General features: G+C 56.9%; 12 protein-coding genes. 6 read left to right on the top strand and 6 right to left on the bottom strand.

Going from position 1 to position 16,833, the window contains the following annotated elements; all coding sequences use genetic code 11:
* Positions 1–135 precede the first annotated feature (135 nt).
* Positions 136–4,860: a glutamate synthase large subunit gene (gene gltB / locus E6C51_RS18495; RefSeq protein ID WP_190237088.1), complete on the top strand. Its 4,725-nt coding sequence runs from the start codon at positions 136–138 to the stop codon at positions 4,858–4,860.
* Positions 4,861–4,952: 92 nt separating this feature from the next.
* Positions 4,953–6,407 carry a glutamate synthase subunit beta gene (locus E6C51_RS18500; RefSeq protein WP_190237089.1) on the top strand — a complete coding sequence of 485 codons (1,455 nt, stop codon included), beginning with the start codon at positions 4,953–4,955 and terminating at the stop codon, positions 6,405–6,407.
* A gap of 39 nt (positions 6,408–6,446) precedes the next feature.
* Here E6C51_RS18500 and E6C51_RS18505 read toward each other — a convergent pair whose 3' ends face one another.
* The 3 genes from E6C51_RS18505 to E6C51_RS18515 are packed head-to-tail and all read right to left on the bottom strand — an operon-like array spanning position 6,447 to position 9,695.
* On the bottom strand, positions 6,447–7,184 hold the full coding sequence (locus E6C51_RS18505) for a LysE family translocator (RefSeq protein WP_190237090.1): 738 nt from the start codon (positions 7,182–7,184) through the stop codon (positions 6,447–6,449).
* 54 nt (positions 7,185–7,238) lie between these two features.
* Positions 7,239–8,450, bottom strand: a complete 1,212-nt coding sequence (locus E6C51_RS18510) for an SGNH/GDSL hydrolase family protein (RefSeq protein WP_146937256.1) — start codon at positions 8,448–8,450, stop codon at positions 7,239–7,241.
* A gap of 30 nt (positions 8,451–8,480) precedes the next feature.
* Positions 8,481–9,695, bottom strand: a complete 1,215-nt coding sequence (locus E6C51_RS18515) for a lytic murein transglycosylase (RefSeq protein ID WP_146937258.1) — start codon at positions 9,693–9,695, stop codon at positions 8,481–8,483.
* A gap of 311 nt (positions 9,696–10,006) precedes the next feature.
* Between E6C51_RS18515 and galU the strand changes: the two genes are divergently transcribed.
* A complete protein-coding gene (gene galU, locus E6C51_RS18520; RefSeq protein ID WP_146937260.1) occupies positions 10,007–10,894 on the top strand; it encodes a UTP--glucose-1-phosphate uridylyltransferase GalU in 888 nt (295 codons plus the stop codon).
* A gap of 52 nt (positions 10,895–10,946) precedes the next feature.
* Here the strand turns inward: galU and E6C51_RS18525 are convergent, their stop codons facing one another.
* Positions 10,947–12,437 carry an outer membrane beta-barrel protein gene (locus tag E6C51_RS18525; RefSeq protein ID WP_190237091.1) on the bottom strand — a complete coding sequence of 497 codons (1,491 nt, stop codon included), beginning with the start codon at positions 12,435–12,437 and terminating at the stop codon, positions 10,947–10,949.
* A gap of 144 nt (positions 12,438–12,581) precedes the next feature.
* Between E6C51_RS18525 and E6C51_RS18530 the strand changes: the two genes are divergently transcribed.
* Entirely contained in the window at positions 12,582–13,595 is a 1,014-nt protein-coding gene (locus E6C51_RS18530; protein ID WP_190237092.1) for a KpsF/GutQ family sugar-phosphate isomerase, read from the top strand.
* Here E6C51_RS18530 and E6C51_RS18535 read toward each other — a convergent pair.
* Positions 13,592–14,050, bottom strand: a complete 459-nt coding sequence (locus E6C51_RS18535; RefSeq protein ID WP_190237093.1) for an NfeD family protein — start codon at positions 14,048–14,050, stop codon at positions 13,592–13,594. The two genes, E6C51_RS18530 and E6C51_RS18535, sit on opposite strands and share 4 nt — an antisense overlap.
* Before the next feature lie 5 nt (positions 14,051–14,055).
* A complete protein-coding gene (locus E6C51_RS18540) occupies positions 14,056–15,075 on the bottom strand; it encodes an SPFH domain-containing protein (protein WP_190237094.1) in 1,020 nt (339 codons plus the stop codon).
* Between the two features lie 220 nt (positions 15,076–15,295).
* Between E6C51_RS18540 and queC the strand changes: the two genes are divergently transcribed.
* On the top strand, positions 15,296–16,003 hold the full coding sequence (gene queC, locus E6C51_RS18545) for a 7-cyano-7-deazaguanine synthase QueC (RefSeq protein ID WP_190237095.1): 708 nt from the start codon (positions 15,296–15,298) through the stop codon (positions 16,001–16,003).
* Positions 16,004–16,005: 2 nt separating this feature from the next.
* Complete coding sequence (gene queE, locus E6C51_RS18550; protein ID WP_190237096.1) at positions 16,006–16,803, top strand: 7-carboxy-7-deazaguanine synthase QueE; 798 nt, start codon at positions 16,006–16,008, stop codon at positions 16,801–16,803.
* Positions 16,804–16,833 lie beyond the last annotated feature (30 nt).

Consider the following 16,833-nt stretch of genomic DNA (forward strand, 5'->3'; position numbering starts at 1 on the left):
CAATCTTACGACCTTATCGTCAAGGTAGGTGTGTATGAGGTGCAGGACGGGGCATGACGGCATGCCGGAAACTGTCAAATAGCTGTGTGCCGGATCGTGCAGAATGGGCGCGACGGTTCAACTGGAGGGAAGACGATGACGAAAATGACCCCATCCCAAGGGATTGCAGTGGCTCATGGCGCAAAAGCGAAAGCGGACGCCCGTCGAACTCCCACCCGCTATGGCCTGCCAGCGGCGCAGGGCCTTTATAACCCCGCCAATGAGCATGACGCCTGCGGCGTTGGCTTTATCGCTCATATGAAGGGCAAGAAGTCGCACCAGATCGTCAAGGATGGTCTGTTCATTCTGGAAAACCTCACCCACCGCGGTGCCGTGGGCGCAGACCCGCTGATGGGCGATGGTGCTGGCATTCTGGTGCAGATCCCGGATCGTTTCTTCCGCGAGGAAATGGCAGCTCAGGGCGTTACCCTGCCAAAGGCTGGGGAATATGCGGTTGGCCACTTCTTCTTCCCGCAGGATGAAGAGCAGATTGCCCATTTCAAGAAGGTCATCACCGATGTCTGTCTCACCGAGGGCCAGCATCTGATTGGCTATCGCGATGTGCCGGTCGATAATTCTTCGCTGTCCAAGGCCCCCGATATTGCCGCCACCGAGCCGCGCCATATTCAGGTGTTCATCGGCGCTGGCCGCGATGCCGCAACTCAGGAGGCCTTTGAGCGCCGCCTGTTCTTGCTGCGTAAGGTGATTTCCAACCGGATTTATGACGAGTTTGGTGGCGAAGACACCGGCTTCTATCCGGTGTCGCTGTCGTCTTCGACCATTGTTTATAAGGGCATGTTCCTCGCCTATCAGGTGGGTGCCTATTATAAGGACTTGGCCGATCCACGTTTTGAATCGGCGGTGGCGCTTGTGCATCAGCGCTTTTCCACCAACACCTTCCCATCGTGGAAGCTGGCCCATCCTTACCGCATGGTCGCTCACAACGGCGAAATCAACACGCTGCGCGGCAACGTCAACTGGATGGCGGCGCGTCAGGCATCTGTTTCTTCGCCGCTGTTTGGTGATGACATTTCCAAGCTCTGGCCGATTTCTTACGAAGGCCAGTCTGATACGGCCTGTTTTGATAACGCGCTCGAATTTTTGATGCGCGGTGGCTATTCCATGGCCCATGCGGTGATGATGCTGATCCCCGAAGCTTGGGCTGGCAACCAGCTGATGGGCAAGGAGCGCAAGGCGTTTTACGAATATCACGCAGCGCTGATGGAGCCATGGGATGGCCCGGCCGCTGTTGCCTTCACCGATGGCAAGCAGATTGGTGCGACGCTGGACCGTAACGGTCTGCGCCCAGCCCGTTATATGGTGACAGATGATGATCGCATCATTCTGGCGTCTGAGGCTGGCACCTTGCCGGTGCCGGAAGACAAGATCGTCAAGAAGTGGCGTTTGCAACCCGGCAAGATGCTGCTGATTGACATGGAAAAAGGCACGATCATTTCCGACGAGGATTTGAAGAGCGATCTGGCAACCAAGCATCCTTACCGCACATGGCTGGATCGCACCCAGCTGATCCTCGAAGACCTCAACCCGGTTGAGCCGCGCGCGCTGCGCCGCGACGTGTCCTTGCTCGACCGTCAGCAGGCCTTTGGCTATACCTCGGAAGACACCCGCATCCTGATGTCGCCGATGGCGACCACGGGGCAGGAAGCCATTGGTTCGATGGGCACGGATACGCCGATTTCGGCCATGTCGTCGAAGTCCAAGGTGCTCTACACCTATTTCAAGCAGAATTTCGCGCAAGTCACCAACCCGCCGATTGACCCAATCCGTGAAGAACTGGTGATGAGCCTTGTGTCCTTCATCGGTCCGCGTCCGAACATTTTGGACCATGAGGGTGCAGCCAACGCCAAGCGGCTGGAAGTGCGCCAACCGATCCTGACCAATGGCGATCTGGAAAAAATCCGGTCGATTGGCCATACCGAAGACCGTTTCGACACCAAAACCCTCGACTTCACCTACGACGTGGAGCGCGGTGCCGAAGGCATGCCTGAAATGCTGGATCGCCTGTGCGAGCGGGCCGAAGCCGCCGTGCGTGGTGGCTATAACATCATTGTCCTGTCTGACCGTCAGATTGGCCCGGATCGTATTGCCATTCCGGCGCTGCTGGCAACGGCAGCGGTGCACCATCACCTGATCCGCAAGGGTCTTCGCACCTCGGTGGGTCTGGTGGTTGAATCCGGTGAGCCACGCGAAGTGCATCACTTCTGCTGTCTTGCGGGCTTTGGTGCCGAAGCCATCAATCCCTATCTGGCCTTTGATACACTGTTGGACATGCACAAGCATGGCGAATTCCCCAAGGAAGTCGATGCCAATGAAGTGGTCTATCGCTATATCAAGGCAGTGGGTAAGGGGATTCTCAAGGTCATGTCCAAGATGGGCATTTCCACCTATCAGTCCTATTGCGGCGCGCAGATTTTTGATGCTGTTGGCCTCAATTCCGAGCTGATCGAGAAGTATTTCTTCGGCACGGCCTCCAGCATTGAAGGCATTGGTCTGGCAGAGATTGCGGAAGAAACCGTGGCCCGCCACCATGCCGCTTTCGGTAAGGATCCAATTCTGGCAAACACGCTCGATATTGGTGGCGAATATGCCTACCGTATCCGTGGTGAAAACCACGCCTGGAGCCCGGATTCGATTGCCACGCTGCAACATGCGGTGCGCGGCAACAGCCAGGAACGCTACCGCGAATTTGCCGAGCTGGTGAATGAAAGCTCGCTGCGGATGAACACAATCCGCGGTCTGTTCAAGATCAAGTCTGCGGAGCAGCAGGGCCGTAAGCCCGTGTCGATCGATGAGGTCGAGCCAGCCGCCGAGATCGTCAAGCGTTTCTCCACGGGTGCCATGTCGTTTGGCTCCATCAGCCGTGAAGCACACACCACGCTTGCCATTGCCATGAACCGCATTGGCGGCAAGTCCAACACGGGTGAGGGCGGCGAAGAAAGCGACCGTTATCTGCCGCTGCTGGATGGCTCCTCCAACCCTGAACGCTCTGCCATCAAGCAGATTGCCTCTGGCCGTTTTGGCGTGACCACTGAATATCTGGTCAATGCCGATATGCTGCAAATCAAGGTGGCGCAGGGTGCCAAGCCCGGCGAAGGTGGGCAGCTGCCCGGCCATAAGGTGGATGCCACGGTTGCCAAAACCCGCCATTCCACGCCGGGCGTGGGCCTGATTTCACCTCCGCCGCACCATGACATTTACTCGATCGAAGATCTGGCGCAGCTGATCTACGATTTGAAGAATGTGAACCCTGAGGCTGATGTCTCGGTCAAGCTGGTGTCGGAAGTGGGCGTGGGCACGGTTGCCGCAGGCGTTGCCAAGGCACGCGCCGACCATATCACCGTCTCCGGCTTCGATGGCGGCACGGGTGCATCGCCGCTGACCTCGCTCAAGCACGCTGGTTCGCCTTGGGAAATCGGTTTGGCTGAAACCCAGCAGACGCTGGTGCTCAACGGTTTGCGTTCTCGCGTTGCCTTGCAGGTCGATGGCGGCTTGAAGACGGGCCGGGATGTGATCATTGGCGCTCTTTTGGGCGCTGACGAATTCGGCTTTGCCACTGCACCGCTGATTGCCGCTGGTTGCATCATGATGCGCAAGTGCCATCTCAACACCTGCCCGGTGGGCGTTGCAACCCAAGATCCGGTCTTGCGCAAGCGTTTCAAGGGAACACCTGAGCACGTCATAAACTACTTCTTCTTTGTGGCTGAAGAAGTGCGCGAAATTCTGGCTTCCTTGGGCTTTACCAAGCTCAACGACATCATTGGCGCATCCGACCTTTTGGAAAAGGACGCCATGCTGGCCCATTGGAAGGCCGAGGGTCTGGACTTTACCAAAATCTTCCACAAGGTCGATGCACCGAAGGAAGCCACCTATTGGACCGAGCGCCAGCAGCACCCGATCGACGATATTCTCGACCGCAAGCTGATTGAAAAGTCCATGCCAGCGTTGGAAAGCAAGCAGCCGGTGGTGTTTGACGTCGACATCAAGAACGTCGACCGTTCTGCTGGTGCCATGCTGTCTGGCGAAGTGGCAAAGCGCTACGGCCATAAGGGTCTGAAAGATGATACCATCCACGTGACCCTGAACGGCACGGCGGGTCAGTCTTTCGGTGCTTTCCTTGCACGCGGCATCACCTTTGATCTGGTCGGCGATGGCAATGACTATGTAGGCAAGGGTCTCTCAGGTGGCCGCATCATCGTGCGTCCGCCGGAAAACTCCAACATTGTCGCTGAAAACTCGATCATCGTTGGCAACACGGTTCTCTATGGTGCCATCTCCGGCGAGTGCTACTTCCGTGGCGTCGCAGGTGAGCGTTTCGCTGTGCGCAACTCTGGTGCCATCGCCGTTGTCGAAGGTGCAGGCGATCATGGCTGTGAATATATGACCGGCGGCGTGGTTGTGGTGCTGGGTGAAACCGGACGCAACTTTGCAGCGGGCATGTCGGGCGGTGTGGCCTATGTGCTGGATGAAAAGGGCGATTTTGCCAAGCGCTGCAACATGGCGATGGTGGAACTGGAGCCTGTGCCGGAAGAAGATGACATGCTGGAAAAGCTGCATCACCACGGTGGCGATTTGATGCACAAGGGTCTGGTGGATGTGTCGGAAGACATGACCCGCCACGATGAAGAGCGCCTGTATCAGTTGATTTCCAACCATATGCACTACACGGGCTCCACCCGCGCCAAGCAGATATTGGACAATTGGGCCGATTATCGCCCGAAATTCCGCAAGGTCATGCCGGTCGAATATCGCCGCGCGCTTGAGGAAATGGAGCGCATGCGCATGGGCGTTGCCGCCGAGTAATTTGCCACCACCCTGTCCCGGCACTTCGGGACAGGGTCCACGCACAGGCATGGCTGTGCAGTCGTAGGCTTTCAGTTTATCAGGACGAGAAAATGGGCAAGGTTACAGGCTTTATGGAAATCGACCGGCAGGTGGCAAAGTATCAGCCAGCCTCCGACCGTATTCGGCATTTCCGCGAATTCACCATTCCGATGTCGGAACCAGAAGTGCAAAAGCAGGCAGCGCGCTGCATGGATTGTGGCATTCCTTACTGCCATGGTCCAACCGGCTGTCCGGTCAACAACCAGATCCCCGATTGGAACGATCTGGTCTATAACGGCAAGTGGGAAGAGGCGATCCGCAACCTCCACTCCACCAACAATTTCCCGGAATTTACCGGCCGCGTCTGCCCAGCCCCTTGCGAAGAGGCCTGCACGCTGAACCTTGAAGATGCGCCCGTGTCGATCAAGACGGTCGAACAGGCAATTGCCGACAAGGCCTATGAGCTGGGCTTTATCGTGCCGCAGCCGCCGACTGTGCATACCGGCAAGAAGGTTGCCATCATCGGCTCCGGCCCATCGGGTCTGGCCGCTGCCCAGCAGCTTGGCCGCGCTGGCCATGACGTGCATGTTTATGAGCGCGAAAGCAAGGCCGGTGGCCTGCTACGTTACGGCATTCCAGACTTCAAGATGGAAAAGAACTTCATCGATCGCCGTATTGAGCAGATCAAGGGCGAGGGCGTCACCTTCCATTGCGGCGTCAATGTCGGCGTCGATGTGACGGTCGAAAAGCTGCTCGCTGATCATGATGCCGTGCTCTATTGCGGTGGCTCGGAAACCCCGCGTGAAGCTGGTATTCCCGGTGTTGATCTGCACGGCGCATACGATGCCATGCCTTATCTGGTGCAGCAGAACCGCCGCGTTGGCCGCGAAAATATCGACAGCGTTGGCTGGCCTGCCGAGCCGATTTTGGCCGGTGGCAAGCATGTCGTGGTGGTTGGCGGTGGTGATACAGCGTCTGACTGCGTCGGCACGGCCTTCCGTCAGGGGGCTGTGAAGGTGACCCAGCTCGATATTCGCCCACGTCCACCGCAGACCGAAGACAAGCTGGCGGTTTGGCCTTACTGGGCCACCAAGATGCGCACGTCTTCCTCTCAGGCTGAAGGTGCTATCCGCGAGTTTCAGGTGGCAACGCTTGAATTCGTCGGTGAAGACGGTGTGCTGACGGGCGTCAAGTGCTGCCAGGTCGATGAGCGCCGCAAGCCGATCCCCGGCACCGAATTCATCATCAAGGCTGATCTCGCCTTCATCGCCATTGGCTTCTCCGGTCCCTATACCGACAGCGTTTTGGCCGAGATGAATGGCAAGCTGGAGCTGAACACCGACAAGCGCGGCTCGACCAATGTGGTTGCCAATGACAAGGACTATCGCACCTCGGTGGATAAGCTTTGGGCCGCAGGCGACGTGCGCCGTGGTCAGTCGCTGGTGGTCTGGGCCATCCGCGAAGGCCGCCAGGCGGCGCGCGCCATTGATGAAGCCTTGATGGGCTCAAGCGTGTTGCCACGCTGATTGGTCTATGTATGAGAAAGGGGCCGTTTGGCCCCTTTTTTATGACAGAGACAGATCGGAAGAGCTTGCCATCACGGCACTGGCCAAGCCAATCAACAACAGCAATGCCCCAGAAACACGCAGCACGATATGGTGTAAGTGTGGGCGCAACAGCCGATTGGCCAGAAGGTAGACGCTCATCAGAACCGAAAAATCCAGAATGATCCAGACCACAGTCAGCACGCCGATACTGATATGGGTGTTGGGGGTGATGGTCAGGAACTGCGGAAAAAACGAGGCAAAGAAAATAATATCCTTGGGATTTGAGATGCACATGCCAAAGCCCTTGAGGAAGCCGCCAGACTGACGGGTAAAGCTTACAGCGCCGTGCGCCATATATGGCGCACAAAGGTTCGCTGTAACACTTTTAATCTGCTGCATAATTTTCACCTTAAATCGATTCCGATTTAAGGAATTATGCAGTAGCGTTTCAAGCGATGGTCCTTTGCTGGTGTCGCGCAGCATGTCATAGCCGAGATAGGCAATGTAGAGCGCACCCATCAGCTTGATCGCATCAAACACGCGCTCATCGACCACCAAAAGCCCCGTGACCATCAGCATGGATGCACCAATCAGGAGAAGCGAAGCCAGATTGGTGCCCAAAATTGTCACCAGTGCCCGTTTGGGTCCGCCGCCAAGTCCGGCACCTGTCACTAAAATGGCGACCGGGCCGGGAATGGCGATCATGGTGATGACCGTGATGATATACAGTGATAACAGAGAAAAATTGATGAACATGACTGGCTCGAAATCTGGTTTCCAAGCCGGGTTAAACAGAAAGAGAGCAGGCCGTCACTTGCTATTTTGTGATGGATCGATCACGCGATAATCATCGATACGGCCAGCCGGAGCATTGGGCATAATTCCGGTGCTGACAAGCACATCGCGCGGCGAGGGGGTCTTGTTGGGGCTTGGCTTTTCCTTGCCACCCAGCAAAATGCTGCCGCCATCCAGTGCCGGATCAGAGATTTTCATCGGCGGCAGGCTATCAGGATTGTCTTTTGGCGGCTGCGGCGTGGTCAGTTCGGGCAGACTGGTGGCATCAAGCCGCACAAGGCCGGGGCTTGCCATATCGCCCAGATATTTGCGGGCGGTTTTTTCCAGATAAAAGGCCATCTTGCGTTTGCCAGCAGCGGTCATGCTGATGCCGTCCTGGCCACGAAGGCGCGCCTGTTGGCCGTTGACATCCGATCCGGTCAAAACAAAACTACCGTTTTCATCAACGAAGCCATCCCAGATATCGATGAATTCGCCACCCGCCTGCTCAGTGGCTTTGCGATAAATGGCGTTGAATTTTACCAGATCGGCGGACATGCCGGGGGATTTGACCGGAGGCAGCCCCACCCAGATCAGGGGTATCTTGCGGTTGTTCAGGATTTTGACGATACCGTCGACCCGCTTTTCGTATTCGGTAAACCAGCCATCCGATGGAAAACGTTGGTCATTGCCGCTTGCGGTCATCTGCTGACGGTCATTGGTGCCCAGATCCACAACGACAATGGCGGGTTTGACCTCGTCCAGCATTTTCGGCAATTGCCTGCGCCAGTCGAAATAATCATCGCGCACCAGCCCGGATGACCCGTTGCTGCGAGTTTCTATCTGGGTGCCGGGCGCATCCCGAAAGGCTTCTTCAAGGCCGTCGCCAAGCGCATTTGCAAAGAAGTCACCAATCACCAGAATTTTCTTGGCGTTCTCAATCTTGGCCGGCCCCTCGGGCGGCGTCTGCGCGGCAAGGGCTGGCTTGCGAGCCACGGGCGTGGCGGGCTTTGTCACCGTTTTCTTGCGGGTTCGGGGCGGGAGCGGGGCGCGCGGCTCATAACCTCTTGGGCTGTAGCGCGGTTGCTCTGGTGCGGAGCTTCCAAACAGAAAATCCAGCAGGGTGCGCCTGCGCGGATAATCTTGCGCGCTTGCCGTATCCGCAAGCACGCTGGAAGCCAGCACCACAGCCAGCAGCAGGTGAGCAAGCCGCAACAGATATGGTACGGTGCAATTGCGGCTCATCATCTGGCATTCCCGGTCGTGGTCAAACGATTATCAGTGCTTTCTCAGGATATCGAGCAAGGGCTTGGAGGGTTCGCCATTGGCCTGCATGCCGATACGCTGTTGAATGGCTGAAATGGCAGCCTTAGAGCCGGAGCCGAAATTGCCATCAACCTCGCCATTATAATAGCCAAGCGCCTTCATGCGCGTTTGTAGCTCGAATTTTTCCTTGATGTCCAGCGTACCATTCGGACGCGGCCACTTCTGCTGCATGCCGCCATAACCGGCAATTTCGTCAGCGAGAAGGCCAACAGCCAGCGCATAGGTATCGGCAGCATTGTACTTTTTGATGGTGAAAAAGTTTGAGGTCATCAAAAAGCCGGGACCGTTGCTTCCGGCCAGCAGTTTCAGCTGCGCGCGGTCGCCAGCGCGTGGAAAGCCCTTGCCATTGGGGCGCACAAAGCCGAGCTGTTGCCATTGGCGCAAGGTCATGGTTTTGCCCGCATATTTGCCGCCACCATGGGGCACGACGGCCTCATAGCCCCAGGTTTTGCCGCTTTCCCAACCGTTCTTGGCCAAAAGATTGGCGGAGGTCGCCAGTGCATCGGGAATGGAATTCCAGATGTCCTTGTGGCCATTGCCATCGGCATCAATGGCGTAGAGCAGATAGCTGGTGGGGATAAATTGTGTATGGCCCATGGCACCCGCCCAGGAGCCGGTCATTTCCTTTGGACTGACATCGCCATTTTGCAAAATTTTCAAGGCGGCAATCAATTGCTTGCGGGCAAACCCGGCGCGCTTCGGATCGGCATAGGCCAAGGTTGCCAAAGCCTGTGGCACATAATGCAGGCGCTCGTCCTTTTCGAGCACGGCACCGTAATTGCTCTCCATTGACCAGATGGCCAGCAGAATATGCTTGTCCACACCAAAATGTTTTTCAATGGCGCTCAGTGTGCGGCTGTGCTTTGCCAGCATCTCGCGGCCAATCTTGACGGTGTAAGGGTTAACCCGGCTGTCGAGATAATCCCAGACTTCCGATTTGAACTCCGGCTGATAGCCGGCCTTTTGCAACACCTCTGGATCTGGATCGCTCACCTTGGCAAAGGCAAGATTATAGGTTTTCGCGGTGATGCCGCTGGCCGCAGCCGTGGGGTAAAAATCCCGGATCCATTTGCGAAAACCCGCATCAGCATGAGCCTGAAATGGTGCGCATGCAACCATCATGGCAAGTGCGATTGCAGGAAGGCGGCGGAGGTGAACTCTTGTCATTGGCTTCTCAATCCGTCGGTTTGTGTGGGCCAGAGTGTTTTGGGTGCCAGATCGTCAAATGGCGTTCATCTTCTGGGTCACTGTCGCATTCGGCGAGCTCACGCGCCCGTGCACCAGAATTCTATGCGGCGATTTAGTCAACCGTGGTTCAAGCCCGCGTTTGCACCGCTGCTCCAGAGTATGACCATACTCTCAACAAATTCTTTACCAATTTAGAGAAATCGCAAACGGATTTGCAATTTCTTCGCAAATCTTTAGTAATCGGGGCGTCTGCAATTCTAGCAGTGCTGATAATCCTCCAGGAGGAATGTGTGGGACAACAGAAAAAACTTCGTAAAGCCGTCTTTCCGGTTGCCGGTCTTGGTACGCGCTTCCTGCCGGCCACAAAAGCTGTGCCGAAGGAAATGCTTACCGTTGTGGACAAGCCTGTCATTCAATATGTCGTTGATGAGGCGGCAGAAGCAGGTATTGAGCATTTTGTGTTTATTACCGGCCGTGGCAAAGGCGTGATCGAAGACTATTTCGACATCCAGTTCGAGCTGGAACAGACGCTGAAGGCGCGCAATAAAAATGCCGAGCTGACACTTCTGTCCGGCCTTTTGCCGGTGGCTGGTTCCGCAAGCTTCACCCGCCAGCAGGAGCCTCTGGGCCTTGGCCATGCGGTTTGGTGTTCGCGTGATATTGTTGGGCAAGAGCCGTTTGCACTGTTGTTGCCCGACATGATCATGCGTGGCGATAAAGGCTGCATGAAAGGCATGGTCGAGCTTTACAACAAGACCGGCGGCAACATCGTCGCGGTTGAAGAATGCGCGCCGGATCAAGCCCATAAATACGGTATTGTCGGCGTCGGTGAAGCGCTGGAAGGCGGCTTCAAGATCACCGAAATGGTCGAAAAGCCAGCCAAGGGCACAGCACCGTCCAACTTCTTCATCAATGGCCGCTACATTCTGCAGCCGGAAATCTTCAAGATTCTGGAAACGCAGGAGCGTGGCGCTGGCAATGAAATTCAGCTGACCGACGGCATGCTCAAGCTTGCCAAGCATCAGGATTTCGCGGGCTACCACTTCAAGGGCGATACCTATGACTGTGGTGCCAAGGACGGCTTTATTCTGGCCAACGTTGCCTTCGCCATCGAGCGCGAAGACATCCGCTCTCAGATCGAAGAGCCGTTGAAGGCCATTTTGGCGGCGTTGAAATAAGCCGCGAAGCAATTGCATCTAACAGCCGTCACCTCACGGGGTGGCGGCTTTTTTATCGCTTCAAGGTCAGGCCAACGCCTGCGGTGAGAGAGCGGTCGCTGCTGCCATTGTCGCTTGAGGTGCGCGCCCATGCCAGATCGGCCGTCAGATCGAGATAGCGGTTGATGCGATAGGTCAGACCGGCACCTGCGGTGTAATAGGTGCTGTTGAGCTGGCTGGCGTTGTCATAATTGCGCCAGGTGGTGCCACCCGACAGCCGTGCAATCAGATCATCGCGCAATTCATGGGTGACCGCAGCGGTGAGCGCATAGGCGACATCACCGCTGATTCCGGCCGTGGTCGAAGGCTCAATCGAGGTGCCAAAGCCAAGGGCCACATCGGTGCCGCGCCGGGGCGACCAATTGACGGTGCTGTCCAGCGTCATCGCCCCCATGCCATCCAGGCGGGCATCATCAAAACTTGCATGTTCATAGCCAATGGCCAGTTCGCCGCGCAGTTTCTCGCCCATATCAGTAGAGATACCGGCCTTGGCCCCATAGATATTGCCGGAGCGCTGATAGCCTGCGCTGTCAAATGTCTGGTCATAGCGGGTTTTGCCAGCCGAGACCTCGACAAAGGGGGTGAAAGCTGGAGAGATTTCATAGCCAAGGCGTGACGAGACCGTCACCGTATTGCGGTTTCGATCCGAATTGGAGAGCGTGCTGCCATCACTCAATTGGGCATTGCTATAGGTCCAGCGCTGGAACTGAAGCCCAAGCGAGCCTCTCAGCTTGCCAACGTCGCGCGATAACACGGCACCCGCCGTGAACTGGCCAACACCCGATTGCACAAGCGCATTGCGAATGGCGTTGGGATCGGTGTTGCTCTCGCGACTATAGGCATAGCCTGTGGTGAGCCGTGCCGCCATGTCGTCGGCCAGATCGAGCCGGAGCGCGGCATCCACCTGGCCGGATGGGTCATTCTCCCGATCGCCTGCAATGCGTTGCCGCCAGGTGCCGTTGCCGGTCACGGTCAGCTCATGGCGGGACCAGTCCGAGGTTAAGGTGCCCTTCAGGCCATTGTCCCAAAAGGTGGTGTTTTGGCGGTTGCCACTGCTGTCGCTTTTGCGCTCAACACTGACCCCTTGCGAGACTTCGGGGCGCAAAATCATCGTGCCTAAGCGAATGCCGGTGCCATCGTCATTGGTTTTTTTCAGGCTTCGCCGATCATCCAGAGCCGATTGCCGCAGATTGAGCCGATTGGCATCCAGCGCGTCATTGGTGATACGGCGAAAGCTGTCGCTATCCAGCGTCGTGGTCTCGTCATCGCGGTTGGCGCGGCTGGCGACTGGTGCATTTGTCGTGTCCGCTGCGGCGTCGGTGTTTGCCCCATCCGTCATGGGTGTCGTTGTCGAGGTTGATCCGCGCAAGCCCAGCATATTGGCGGCCTGCTGGGCAATGCCGGGCGACGAAAAGAGCAAGCCACCTAACGCGCACGCACCCAGCAGCGCATAGGAATATGCGCGCTTGGGCCGGTGGGCGGCTGCTTTACGTCTCTTTGACATCACGACTCATTTCTGATGGGCCTTAGTATTACCGAAACGTAAATTGCCATGGTTAATTATTCGTATAGAGAAAGCAGTCGGTTTTCTGCTGCGTGCTTGACAAGGTGAATGGACAGAGATCGAACTTGGCGTTATTGGACAGCCATGAACAAGCTCGATGTCAAACTCGTAGAAGCAACGGCAGTGAACACGGCCTTGCGTGTGATCTCCACCGAACAAAGCGGCCTTGCGGCGCTGGAGCAGGCTTTCGCCGGTCAGGCAGAAAGTGGGCATGATCTGTCGGGTGCGTTTTGCGAAGCCATCAAGGCGATTGGCAAAAGCTCTGGACGGGTGATTTTAACCGGCGTCGGCAAAAGCCACCACATTGGTGGCAAGATTGCTGCCACCTTTGCTTCCACGGGCACGCCCGCCTTCTTCATTCATCCGGCTGAAGCCAATCACGGTGATCTCGGCATGATTGGCCCGGACGATGTGGTGATTGCCCTGTCGTGGAGTGGCGAGAGCAGCGAGCTTCTTGGCATCATTTCATTCACGCGCCGCTTTTCTATCCCGCTGATTGCGATTACCTCTGGCGCGACCTCAACCCTTGCCCGCGAAGCGGATATTGTGCTGCTTTTGCCAAAAGTGCAGGAAGCCTGCCCGCATGGGCTGGCCCCCACCACCTCGACCATGATGCAAATGGCCATGGGGGATGCACTGGCTTTGGCGCTGTTGGAAGCGCGCGGGTTTGGTGCCAATGATTTCAAGGTTTTCCATCCCGGTGGCAAGCTTGGTGCGATGCTGACCCATGTGGGGGACATCATGCATGTGGGCGAGGCGGTGCCGCTGGTGCCAGAGGGCACACCGATGCCCGATGCGGTGGCTGTGCTTTCGCAAAAGCGTTTTGGCTGCGTGGGAATTGTCGATGGCGCGGGGTGCCTGATTGGCATTATCACCGATGGCGATATTGCCCGTCACCTGTCGCGCAATCTGGGTGAGCGGCGCGTGGATGAGGTCATGACCCGCAATCCCAAAACCGTTGCCCATGATACGCTGGCCACCAGCGCCATGGCCATGCTGAACAAGCATAATATTGCAGCCCTGTTTGTGACCGATGCAACGGGCGCGCCCGCAGGCATCATCCACTTCCACGATTTGCTGCGGGTGGGCGTGGCTTAAGCTGCATCCACCGTCAGGTCATTCTTATTGGCACTGACCACTTTGACGCGCGCACCCGCAGGCAGGTCAGGGCCCATGACCGGCCATGACGTGCCATCGAGTTGAATACGGCCTCGCCCTTCGCGAATGGGGTCTTCAAGTGTTGCGGTCCGGCCCACCAGACCTGCGGTGCGCTGGTTCAGCAAGGGCTCGTCACTGCGGGCGGCATCGGTGCTCACCAGCTTGCGCCCAATCAGGATGGCAATCACAGAGAAAATCGCAAAGGCGAGAAACTGCACCTGCCATGGCCAAAAGCCATCGCCCCAAAACATCAGCGAGAGCAGGCCGGTGGCAAGTGCACCGACCCCAAACCACACCAGAAACATGCCGGGTATGATCATTTCCAGCGTTAGCAGGAGAAGCCCCGCAATCCACCAGCTCCAAAGGCCCAGTTCCTCCACCAGCCATTGCAGCATGGCGCTTACTCCTCAGGCTTGAAAGGGTTCACAACAGGTGTGCTGCGTGATGACGATGGGCGGGTAGGGGTGGTATTGGCCTTGGCCGAACCGCCGGTTTTGCCTTGGCCATTATCGCCAAACACATCACGGGCAATGGCTCCAATGCCGCCCAGAGAGCCAATCAGCGAAGAGGCCTCCATTGGCATCAGCACAATTTTCGAGTTCGGGGCCGAGCCAATGGTGGACATGGCCTCGGTGTATTTCTGGGCAACGAAGTAGTTGATGGCCTGCACATCACCCGCGGCAATGGCTTCCGACACCATTTTGGTGGCTTTTGCTTCGGCTTCCGCCAAGCGCTCACGCGCTTCGGCTTCGCGGTAGGCGGCTTCGCGCTGGCCCTCGGCTTGCAGAATGGCCGATTGCTTGGCACCTTCGGCGCGCAAAATCTGAGCGTTTCGAAAGCCTTCGGCTTCCAGCACCTGGGCGCGCTTTTCGCGCTCGGCCTTCATCTGGCGGCCCATGGCAGCAACCAGATCGGTTGGCGGCTGAATATCCTTGATTTCCACGCGTGTGACCTTGATGCCCCAGGGGCGCACGGCTTCATCCACCACCCGCAACAGGCGATCATTGATCACTTCGCGGTTGGAGAGCAGCTCGTCGAGGTCCATGGACCCCATGACCGAGCGGATATTGGTCATAGTCAGGTTGAGAATGGCATTTTGCAGATTGGCCACCTGATAGGCGGCTTCGGCGGCATTCAACACCTGATAAAAGGCCACCGCATCGGCAGAAACGCTGGCATTGTCCTTGGTGATGACTTCCTGCGTTGGAACATCCAGCACCTGTTCCATCACATTCATCTTTGCGCCAACGGTCTCGATGAAAGGGGTGATAATGTTCAGGCCGGGCTCCAGCGTACGGGTGTAGCGGCCAAAACGCTCGATGGTATAGCGATAGCCCTGCGGCACGGTTTTGATGCCCGCCAGCAAGACGAGAATAACGAAGCCCACAAGAGCAACGACGAGAATATCAAAGCCGGTCATATCATCTCCCCAAAACCTTCAAAATACTGGAGTTTATGTAGGTCGTTGCCGTCTGATTTACCAGTGCAGGGGCACCGATGGGCGGGCCAAATGGCGTATTTTGACGGCGAAGAGACGATTACCCGTTCGGGTGGGTTTTCAAACTTGCCATTCTGGACTATGAGAGCCGCGGTTTTCACCACCGGTCGCAGCCTACCCGGATAAAACAAGGACTAAAACCATGAAGACTCTCGTTGTCTGCTCTGGCGGACTCGATTCCGTTTCGCTTGCCTATAAAATCGCAAGCGAGCAACAATTGATTGGCTTGTTGTCGTTTGATTACGGTCAGCGTCATAAGAAAGAACTGGAATTTGCCGCCCGTGCCGCCAAAGCGCTGGGTGTGCCGCATCAAATCATTGATATCAGCACAATAGGCAAAAGCCTCACTGGCTCGGCCCTGACCGATGATCTCGATGTGCCGGATGGCCATTACGCCGAAGACACCATGAAAATCACAGTGGTGCCAAACCGCAACGCCATCATGCTGGCCATTGCCTTTGGTGTGGCTGCGGCCAAAAAGGCCGATGCGGTGGCGGTGGCGGTCCATGGGGGCGATCACTTCATCTATCCCGACTGCCGCCCCGGCTTCATTGATGCGTTTCAGACCATGCAAAACCATGCGCTGGAAGGCTATGCCGATGTGACACTGCTGTCGCCTTTCGTCACCGTGCCAAAGTCAGAGATTGTCGTTGAGGGTGCCAAATACGGCACACCCTTTGCCGATACATGGTCATGCTACAAGGGGGGCGCGCGCCATTGCGGCCGTTGTGGCACCTGTGTGGAGCGGCGCGAGGCTTTTCATCTGGCAGGCGTTGCTGATCCCACCGATTATGAAGACCCGGATTTCTGGCGCTCTGCCACCTCCGGCTTCAAAGCCGAAGGTGTGTGAGCATGTACCGGATCACAACGGAATCGCATGGTTTGGATAGGACAGCGGTGCGGGATCGTGAAACACAAAAGGAACTGGGCGGCAAAATCCGCATTAGCGAAATCTTTGGCCCGACCATTCAGGGTGAGGGCGTGCTGATTGGTCAGCCCACCGTGTTTGTGCGTACGGGCGGTTGTGATTATCGCTGTTCTTGGTGTGATAGTCTGCATGCGGTTGACAGCCAGTTTCGCGATACATGGCAGCCGATGGCGGTTGATGCCATCTGGGCGCAGGTGGAACATCTATCCGGTGGCGTGCCGTTGATGGTGTCGCTTTCGGGCGGCAATCCAGCCATTCAGCCGCTTGATGGTTTGATCGCCCATGGCCATCAGCGCGGCTATCGCTTTGCTCTGGAAACCCAAGGCTCGATTGCGCGCGACTGGTTTGCCGAGCTGGACGTGCTGGTGCTGTCACCCAAGCCGCCCTCCAGCGGCATGGAAACCGATTGGAAAGCCCTTGATGACTGTCTGGAAAAAGCAGGCAACAAGCCGCAAACACTGCTGAAGTTCGTTGTGTTTGATGAGGCCGATTACGCCTATGCCAAAGCGGCCAGTGCGCGTTATCCGCATCTTCCGACCTATTTGCAGCCGGGAAACCATACGCCACCGCCGCCCGAAGATGTTGATGCGGTGATTGATATGGACGGCATCATGAGCCGTGTGCACTGGTTGGTGGATCGGGTGATGCAGGATCGCTGGTTTGCAGCCACCGTGCTGCCGCAGCTGCATGTTTTGCTCTGGGGCAACAAGCGCGGCGTGTAATGCAGCGCCTATCTCCAGACATGGCGTACA

Source organism: Gillisella terrae (assembly GCF_004801395.1).
In the GTDB taxonomy this organism is placed as follows: domain Bacteria; phylum Pseudomonadota; class Alphaproteobacteria; order Rhizobiales; family Rhizobiaceae; genus Allorhizobium; species Allorhizobium terrae.

Coding starts and splice junctions, on each gene's coding strand:
- gltB (WP_190237088.1), top strand. CDS start 136: ATGACGAAAATGACCCCATCCCAAGGGATTGCAGTGGCTCATGGCGCA.
- E6C51_RS18500 (WP_190237089.1), top strand. CDS start 4,953: ATGGGCAAGGTTACAGGCTTTATGGAAATCGACCGGCAGGTGGCAAAG.
- E6C51_RS18505 (WP_190237090.1), bottom strand. CDS start 7,184: ATGTTCATCAATTTTTCTCTGTTATCACTGTATATCATCACGGTCATC.
- E6C51_RS18510 (WP_146937256.1), bottom strand. CDS start 8,450: ATGATGAGCCGCAATTGCACCGTACCATATCTGTTGCGGCTTGCTCAC.
- E6C51_RS18515 (WP_146937258.1), bottom strand. CDS start 9,695: ATGACAAGAGTTCACCTCCGCCGCCTTCCTGCAATCGCACTTGCCATG.
- E6C51_RS18525 (WP_190237091.1), bottom strand. CDS start 12,437: ATGTCAAAGAGACGTAAAGCAGCCGCCCACCGGCCCAAGCGCGCATAT.
- E6C51_RS18530 (WP_190237092.1), top strand. CDS start 12,582: ATGAACAAGCTCGATGTCAAACTCGTAGAAGCAACGGCAGTGAACACG.
- E6C51_RS18535 (WP_190237093.1), bottom strand. CDS start 14,050: ATGCTGCAATGGCTGGTGGAGGAACTGGGCCTTTGGAGCTGGTGGATT.
- E6C51_RS18540 (WP_190237094.1), bottom strand. CDS start 15,075: ATGACCGGCTTTGATATTCTCGTCGTTGCTCTTGTGGGCTTCGTTATT.
- queC (WP_190237095.1), top strand. CDS start 15,296: ATGAAGACTCTCGTTGTCTGCTCTGGCGGACTCGATTCCGTTTCGCTT.
- queE (WP_190237096.1), top strand. CDS start 16,006: ATGTACCGGATCACAACGGAATCGCATGGTTTGGATAGGACAGCGGTG.